This is a genomic window from Mesorhizobium sp. M0239, from assembly GCF_040321815.1.
Lineage (GTDB): Bacteria > Pseudomonadota > Alphaproteobacteria > Rhizobiales > Rhizobiaceae > Mesorhizobium.
Window position 1 is genome coordinate 1 of sequence record NZ_JAMYSG010000064.1, and the last position, 7,708, is coordinate 7,708.

The 7,708-nt window shown below is 64.8% G+C and carries 8 protein-coding genes; 1 reads left to right on the forward strand and 7 read right to left on the reverse strand.

Features of this window, described 5'->3' with window-relative positions:
* The 7 genes from NKI99_RS33030 to NKI99_RS33060 all read right to left on the reverse strand — a co-directional run.
* The coding region (locus NKI99_RS33030) for an ABC transporter ATP-binding protein (RefSeq protein ID WP_352613650.1) at positions 1–481 on the reverse strand (481 nt) is incomplete at its 3' end.
* On the reverse strand, positions 481–1,197 hold the full coding sequence (locus NKI99_RS33035) for an ABC transporter ATP-binding protein (protein ID WP_352556029.1): 717 nt from the start codon (positions 1,195–1,197) through the stop codon (positions 481–483). The genes NKI99_RS33030 and NKI99_RS33035, both read right to left, overlap by 1 nt.
* Before the next feature lie 59 nt (positions 1,198–1,256).
* Positions 1,257–2,531, reverse strand: a complete 1,275-nt coding sequence (locus NKI99_RS33040) for an ABC transporter substrate-binding protein (protein WP_352613652.1) — start codon at positions 2,529–2,531, stop codon at positions 1,257–1,259.
* A 27-nt stretch (positions 2,532–2,558) separates the two neighbouring features.
* On the reverse strand, positions 2,559–3,623 hold the full coding sequence (locus tag NKI99_RS33045) for a maleylacetate reductase (RefSeq protein ID WP_023808933.1): 1,065 nt from the start codon (positions 3,621–3,623) through the stop codon (positions 2,559–2,561).
* Entirely contained in the window at positions 3,620–4,279 is a 660-nt protein-coding gene (locus NKI99_RS33050) for an alpha/beta hydrolase (RefSeq protein ID WP_023808934.1), read from the reverse strand. Before NKI99_RS33050 ends, NKI99_RS33045 begins: the two co-directional genes overlap by 4 nt.
* Positions 4,276–5,235, reverse strand: coding sequence for a VOC family protein (locus NKI99_RS33055; RefSeq protein WP_023808935.1), 960 nt, complete (start codon positions 5,233–5,235; stop codon positions 4,276–4,278). Before NKI99_RS33055 ends, NKI99_RS33050 begins: the two co-directional genes overlap by 4 nt.
* A 3-nt stretch (positions 5,236–5,238) precedes the next feature.
* Positions 5,239–6,144 (reverse strand): dioxygenase family protein, encoded by a 906-nt coding sequence (locus tag NKI99_RS33060; RefSeq protein WP_352613654.1) that lies wholly within the window; start codon positions 6,142–6,144, stop codon positions 5,239–5,241.
* A gap of 93 nt (positions 6,145–6,237) precedes the next feature.
* On the opposite strand from NKI99_RS33060, the gene NKI99_RS33065 reads away from it, so the two are divergent.
* Positions 6,238–7,188, forward strand: a complete 951-nt coding sequence (locus NKI99_RS33065) for a LysR family transcriptional regulator (protein WP_023808937.1) — start codon at positions 6,238–6,240, stop codon at positions 7,186–7,188.
* Positions 7,189–7,708: the final 520 nt, after the last annotated feature.

A 7,708-nucleotide genomic window follows, 5' to 3' on the forward strand; every position in this document is an offset into this window, starting at 1 on the left:
GGCTGATCTCGTCGCAGAGCAGTAATTCGGGGTTCGACATCAGCGCCCGGCCGATCGCCACCATCTGCTGCTGGCCGCCCGAGAGCGCTGTGCCGGGGCTCTTGCGCCGCTCGCGCAGGATCGGAAAAAGGTCATAGACGGCGTCGAGGCTCCACGGCCCCGGCACCTTGCGCGCCTGCCCGCCGACCAGCAGATTTTCCTCGACGGTCAGCGAGGGGAACAGCCGGCGTCCTTCCGGCACCATGGCGATGCCGCGCTTCATGATCTCGGCCGAAGACAGCGCGCCGATCGGCTCGCCCCGGTGCAGCACCATGCCGGGCTCATTGCCGATCACGCCCGTGATCGAGCGCATCAGCGTGGATTTTCCGGCGCCGTTGGCGCCGATGATCGCCACGCATTCGCCCACCGCGACAGTGATATCCACACCGAACAGCGCCCGGAACTGGCCGTAATTCGCGGTGAGGCCGCGCGTTTCCAGCATCAGACCTCGAGCCCCAGATAGATTTCGCGAACCGCCTTCGAGGCCATGATCTCATCAGGCGCACCGATCCCGATCACACGCCCGAAATCCAGCACGAGAAGCCGCTCTACCACCGAATTCAGGGCGTGCAGCACATGCTCGATCCAGATGATTGTCGTGCCCCTGGCATGGATCGCCTTGATCGTCGCGACCAGGGCCTTGCATTCGCCCTCCGTCAGACCGCCGGCGATCTCGTCCAGAAGCAGAAGCTCAGGGCCTGTCGCCAGGGCGCGGGCGAGTTCGAGGCGCTTGCGGTCGAGAAGGCTCAGCGAGCCGGCCACGAAATTGGCCTTCCTGAGAAGCTCCGTCTCCTCGAGGATACCAGCGCAATCGTCGACCATCTCGGCCTCGCGTCCGCCGCGGCCGAAGGCGGCAGCGGTCAAGAGATTTTCGAACACGGTCAGCCCCTCGAAAGGCTGCGGAATCTGGAAGCTGCGGCCAACGCCCATGCGCGCCCGCTCCATCGCCGGAGCACGGGTCACGTCGCGGCCGAGCAATTCGATGCGACCCTCATTTGCAAACAGATTGCCGGTGATCAGGTTGAAGAGCGTCGATTTTCCGGCGCCGTTCGGGCCGATAATGCCCAGCGCTTCGCCGCGCGGCACGCTGACGGTCACGGAATCCGCAACCTTCAAGGCGCCGAAGGACTTCGAAACGTTTTCCAGCCTGAGTATCATCACTGTCATCCTTGGGTCGCGCCGAACGAGGGCGGCGGTATCAGCCGCCCTCGGCAGCGTCAGGCCAGGGCTTCCATCTTGCCGGCGGTGGGTATCTGGGAGGCGCCGGCGTTTTCGACGATCACCAGATCGAAGCCGCCACCGGCCTTCTTGCGCCACTGCCCGCCAACGAGCGGCGTCTTGCAGACGTTCTTCGCGGCGAAAGGTGGCAATCCCGCACCGCTCCAGGCCACCTTGCCCACTACCGTCGTCATGTCGGTGGCCGCTATCGCCGCCGCGATCGCCTCGGCATTGGTTGGATCCGACACGCGGCCCATGACATTGGCCGCCACCTCGAACAGCGAATGGACAAAACCGATCGGCTGGGTCCAGGGACGGCCGGTCTTGGCGGTGAAATCCGCAGCGAGTTCGGCCGAACTCTCGCCCGTCAGCGACGATTTGAACGGATGCGAGGCCGACCACCAGACCTCGGACGAGAGGTTGTGGCCGGCGTCGCCGAGCGTCTCGACCGATTGCGGGAAAAGGATCGCCTTGGCCACCGTCACCGCCTTGGGCTTGAAGCCCTGCTGGCGGGCCTGGTTCCAGAAGGTGGTGAAGTCGGGCGGAATGACCACCCCGGTAACGATCTCGGCATTGGCGGCTTTGAAGGCGTTGACCTGCGCGGTGAAATCGTCCGAAAGGTTCTGATAGCGGCCAGGATCGGCAAGGCTGAAGCCGGCGGCGTCGAGGCCGGGCTTCAACCCATTCTTCGGGTCGCCCCAGGCATTGCCGTCGGCATCGTTGGGGAACAGCCCGCCCACCTTGCCGTTGGTGGAAAGCTGCTTCCACATGCCGGTGTAGACGGCGATGATGTCTTCGAGACCCCAGAAATAATGATAGCCGAAGTTGAAAGGCTTCCACGAGGCCGGATCGGCCGGACTGCCCTGCTGGCCGATGAACCAGGGCTGCCACGGCGCCATCGTCGAGATGACCGGCACGCCCTCCGCCTCGCAGGTGGTGGCCACTGGGTTGGTGTTCTCGGGCGTCGAGCCGACGAGCATCAGGTTGATCTCGTCATCGACGATCAGGCTCTTCGCCACCTCGGCCGCGCGATTGGGGTTCGACTGGCTGTCCTTGACGATGACCTCGAAGTTCTTGCCTGCCTCGGAAGCGAGGAAGGCCTTGATGTTGTAGGCATCGCTCTCCGCGAAGCCGGCAAGCGGCCCGGTCTGCGGCGAAACATAGCCCAGGCGGATCTTGGCGCCTTGCGCGATGGCCGGCGTCGCCAGGCGCGAACCGCCCAGCGCCAGGCCTGTCGCCGCCGAGGCTTTCAGTAGGCTACGTCTTGTGATCATGTGTAGTTCCTCCCTCTTGTTTTATTCTCAAGCCCCCGGACGGCGTCCCTCCCACGCCGCCTGAAGGAGTTCCCTTATCGATCCTGGATCGATTGGCCTCGGATTCGCATAGGCATTCTTGACCGCGATCGCCGCCGCGCGGTCGAGATCGGCCTCCTCGATGCCGATCGCCTTCAGGCTCAGCGGGGAGCCGACCGACTGTGCGAAATCCCAGAGCCCGCCGCCCGCCGAGCCACCACCGAATGCCCTAGTGATCGGACGCAACAGATCAGGCACCGCCGTTTCGTTGAAGGCGGTCGTGTACGGCAGCAGGATGGCGTGGGTCTCGGCATGCGGCGTATCGAACGAGCCGCCGAAGACATGCGCCAGCTTGTGATGCAGCGCCATCGAGACATAGCCGAGCGCGGTCGAGCAGCACCAGGCCGCATAGAGCGCCTGCGTCCGCGCCGCGCGATCCTGCGGGTCGCGGATCAGCCTTGGAATGCCGTCCTTGAAGGCAATCATGGCATCCCTGCACATGAGCACGATCACCGGGTTGCGATCGGGGGCATACAAGGCCTCCATCGCATGAGCGATCGCGTTCATCGCCGAGGTGACGGTGAGACTTACCGGCAGGCTCAGTGTCAGATCGACGTCGTAGATCACCGTCTCGGGGCGAATGTCCGGCGAGCGGCGGGTAGTCTTCTCGCCGGCCGCCGTCTCGCCGAGGATGTCGGTCATTTCCGAGCCGGCATAGGTGGTGGGAATGACCACCTGGTCGGCGCCCGTGCGCACGGCAATGGCCTTGCCGAGCCCGGTGGTCGAGCCGCCGCCGAGGCTGACGACCGCCGAAGCGCCGCTGCCGCGGAAGGCACCGACGGCCTTTTCCGTGACCTCGACAGGGGTATGCATGACCGCGCCGGCAAAGATCCCGGCGGCGAGGCCACCAAGGCTTACGGCCAGTCTTTCCGCATCGCCCATCTGATGCGGTGTCGAAAGCACCATCACCTTGTCATGGCCGAGCCGCCGGACTTCCTCTTCGACGCGAGCTATGGTGCCGGCACCGAAGACCACCCGTGTCGTCAGGCCCGGAAAGGTGAAGCTGTCCATCATCGCGCCGCCTCCATGCGCGGGCCGCGCCCGGCCGCGAGGTCGTCGAGGATCGTGCCCAGCATGACGATCTCGGCGTCCGAGACCTCATGGCCCCGTCCCGGGAAGAGATCGGCCCGCAGGCTCGCGCCAATGCGGCCCAGCGACTGCGCGGCATCGGCAAACGCCGAGACTGGTATCCAGGGATCGGCATCGCCGCCGGAAAGATAGATCGGCATTCCGGCCGGCGCGGCCTCGGATCTTTCGTCCGCCGGAACGCCGACACGGCAGCCCGTGAAGGCCGCCAAAGCATCCGGCGGCGGCAGCCCCGCGCAGAGGTATTCGATCGACAGACACGCCCCTTGCGAGAAGCCCGCGAGAAGAAGCGGCAGTCCGGGCAGTTCGGCCCGCGCCGCGACCATTGCGGCCGCAAGGTGGTCGAGCGCGTCGGAAAGCTGCGCCCGGGCGACCGGCGTCAACGGGTCGACGGCACGCGCCTCCCACCACATGCCGTGTGGTGCACGCGGCAGGATAAAGGCCACGGCGGTTGCGGAAAGCCGCGACAGCACATGGGACTGCATCTCTTCGGGCGATTGGCCACGGCCGTGGACGAAGACGCAGATCGCCTTCGCCTCCGGGCCTCTTGGCCCAAGCCGGAGCGGACCGCTGCCTGAACTCACGTGAAGTCCGCCTCTTCCAGGCCGACCTGCAATTCGCTCTCACGATCTTTGAACCACGGCGGGAAGACCAGCGTCTTGCCGATCTGGCCCGGAGGCTCGTCCTTGGCCCAGCCTTCCGGCGTGGTCCAGGCAATTTCGAACAGCGCGCCGCCGGGCGAGCGGACATAGCAGGACTTGAAGTAGTTGCGGTCCTTCTGCTCCGATATATCCGTGAAGCCGAGACCCTCGATATGAGCGCGCAGTTTCAGCTGGTTCTCTTCGTCGCCGGTGTTGAGGGCGAGGTGGTGGATCGTACCGCCCGCCAGCGTCCAGGTGCCCTGCGGGCTGTCGCGGTCGACAATGACCTCCACGCGCTGAGCGACGCCGGTCGCGTCGGGCACGCGGAACACCAGTCCCTCATGGTCGTCAGCCTCTTTCTCCAGCGGCAACGCGATGGTCAGGAAGTCGTCCATCGCAGTGCGGTCCATCACCGCCACCACGGCGCCGTATATTCCCTTGATGCCGTGCGCCTTGCCGATGCCCTGCGCCTCGTTGGTGATCGGCGCGCGCGTATCCCTGTCGCTTTCCACCAGCTCGTGCGGAATGCCGCAGGGATGTGCGAAAGCCGCACGGTCGGCGCCAAAACGAGTGATCTTGATGGCCTCGATGCCGCGCGCGTTCAACCGGTCGACCCAGAAATCCGCGGCCCCCTTGGGAATCGACTGCATGATGGTGCGCGACTGGTTGGACCCGCGGCGGCCATAGACGCCTGGCTTGCGGAACGGGAAGGTGGTGATGATCGTCGAGGCATCGCCGTTGGGCGAGCCGTAATAGAGGTGATAGACAGGGATGACGCCGTCGAACAAGACGGTGCGCTTCACCGAATGCAGGCCCAGTGCCTTGGTATAGAAATCAAAATCTTCCTGAGCGCTGTCGGTCGAGAGCGTCAAATGGTGGTAGCCGCTGACACGTGCCATCGGTCATCTCCTCCCAGAGGTTTCGGTTTCGCCCCGCCGCTGTGGACAGAGCACGAGGTTGAGGTCGAGCGCGTGCTTCCGTTTTCCTCCGTTGGGCGGCAGCGCGCGGAACTCGGCCATGAGTTCGGGTTTGACCCCGAAGATGGCATCCCGGCCGATCGCAGGGTCCGACCGGTCGAAGATGTGGGTCGTCAGCGTCTCGAAGCCCTCCGCCGAGACGCGAAAATGGATATGGGCCGGCCGCTCGAGGCCAAGGCCAAGCGCCGACATCAATTGACCGACCGGTCCGTCCGATGGCAGCGTGTAGCCCTTCGGCTTCACCGTCACGAAGACGAAGCGTCCCTGCGGATCGGTGCGGAACCGTCCACGCAAATTGAATTCCGGCTGCCTGTCGGGTTCCTGGTTCTCGTAGAGACCCTCGGCATTGGCCTGCCAGATCTCGACCATCGCATCGCCGATCGCATCGCCGTCGAGCGCGACGATCCGGCCCGCAACCTCCAGCGGCTCGCCCTTGTGATCGCGCGAGATGTTCGCGCCGAGCGGCATCACCGGCACGTCGGCCCGGTAGAAGGGGCCGGCCAGGGTGTTTGGGGTCGCCCCAACAGGGCGCGGGCTGTTCTGATCCTCGATCAGCGACGACACGCCCAGGACGTCGGCGAACAGCACCCATTCCTGGCGCCGCGCATCGGCGCAGTGGCCAACCTCGGTCAGAAAATCGATCGCCTGACGGAACTCCTCGCCCGAGGGTCGCAGCTCGACGATCAGCGCGTGCAAACCGTCGACGGCTGCCTGCGCCGCCGCCGCCAGGCGGGACTGGCCCATTGCCGTCAGGCGCCGTGAGAATTCCTCGGCCTGCGTCGAGATCGCCTTGGGGAATTCATCTCGCTTCGGGTCGTGCTGGCCGTGCATTCCGCCGGGGCCTCCCTTCCCCTTGCCAAGCGGGATAGCACGGCCCGACGCGATGCTTGATGAGATGTGGCGTCCCTTGTATAGCGTTTTGCTATGAAGCTGAACGAGCGCCACCTCATGCAGCTCGCCGCGGTGCTGGATGCCGGCGGCGTGTCGGAAGGAGCCGCTATGCTGGGCCTGACCCAGCCGGCGGTCAGTCGATCGCTGGCCATGCTGGAGGCGCGGGTGGGCGAGCCGCTTTTCCTCAAGGGTCGCCGGCCGCTGCAGGCGACACCGCTCGGCTTCCAGTTGGCGGCGCAGGGCCGCACGATCATCACCGCGTCGCGCAAGGCGTCGGATGCGGTCCAGGGCTTCATGAAAGGCACGAAGGGCGTCGTCCGTGTCGGCGGCGTGCCCTTCTTCATGGATGCGATGATCAGCCGGATGATCGGAGAATTCCAGAAGCTCGAACCCGAGGTCACCGTTCAGCAAAGCTATATGAACCTGCCCGAGATGGTCGCGGCGCTGGAGAGCAACCAGATCGATCTCGGGATCGTGCCGATCGGCGTGCTCGACCTGGGACCCGGCTTCGAATTCACCGAAATCCTGCCCGGACGCAACGTCGTGGCTTGCCGGCCCGACCATCCCCTGCTGCGAAATCGCCGCCTCAGGGCGCATGACCTGACCAGCTTTCCCTGGGTAGCCCCCCTACCCGGCTCTCCGCTGATGTCGGACCTGCAGATGATCCTGATGAGCATCGGCATGTCGGACCTCAACGTCCGCTATTCGGGAGGCTCGCTGATGAGCGTGATCAACTTCCTTGCCGAAACCGATGCGCTGGCGGTGCTGCCATTCTCCGTGGTCTTCGCGCAGCGCAAGGAAAACCGGGTGACGGTGCTGCCCTATGAAATTCCGCAGCCCAGCCGCTCACTCGGCATCCTGCGCCGGGTCAGCGGACCGCGCTCGCCGGCGGCAGAGCGCTTCGCCGGCCACGTCACGACCGCCTTCGAGAATCTGAAGCACATCATCAAACGGCACGAGAATGCCGTCGTCTGGGGGCGGTAATCCAGCCGACATGGCACCCCTTACAGCTCCAAGAGCCAGGAGCGGACGTTTGGAGCAGCGAGACGATCGGGCGTCCATTGGCCAGTCTCGTTTTTCCCGAACGGGATCCCGATTTGAGGAGCTGAAGGGCACGCCGGTGAGCGCCAGGATCAGCGAAGCTGGTTGATGGCGCCTATTCAGCATCGCCAGCAATGAAGTGCGGCTCTCCCACCCCATTCCGTGCAGGAATGGAACTCCCGTGCCTGTATTCGGTTGGGTACAAAGCCGGCGTCCCACACGCGCAGACAAGGGTGCGCTGAGGTGACAGATGCTCGACGACGAAGAGACCGAAGGTTTGTAAGTGCGAATATCGATCTTGGTTGAGCCTCCTATCACCGGTTTGCCTTCACCTCACGGCGAGGGTAACTCCGCGCGACCAGATCAGCTAATGTCCTCCAAGACCCCGGGCGTCATCTACGACATCAAGGGTCTGTTCCCCAGGCATGTTACGGATGGGCGCTTCTGATGAGGGTTCTGGTCA

Excerpts from the sequence above, each read along its gene's own strand:
- NKI99_RS33045 (WP_023808933.1), bottom strand. The coding sequence starts at position 3,623 with ATGATGGACAGCTTCACCTTTCCGGGCCTGACGACACGGGTGGTCTTC.
- NKI99_RS33035 (WP_352556029.1), bottom strand. The coding sequence starts at position 1,197 with ATGATACTCAGGCTGGAAAACGTTTCGAAGTCCTTCGGCGCCTTGAAG.
- NKI99_RS33065 (WP_023808937.1), top strand. The coding sequence starts at position 6,238 with ATGAAGCTGAACGAGCGCCACCTCATGCAGCTCGCCGCGGTGCTGGAT.
- NKI99_RS33055 (WP_023808935.1), bottom strand. The coding sequence starts at position 5,235 with ATGGCACGTGTCAGCGGCTACCACCATTTGACGCTCTCGACCGACAGC.
- NKI99_RS33060 (WP_352613654.1), bottom strand. The coding sequence starts at position 6,144 with ATGCACGGCCAGCACGACCCGAAGCGAGATGAATTCCCCAAGGCGATC.
- NKI99_RS33040 (WP_352613652.1), bottom strand. The coding sequence starts at position 2,531 with ATGATCACAAGACGTAGCCTACTGAAAGCCTCGGCGGCGACAGGCCTG.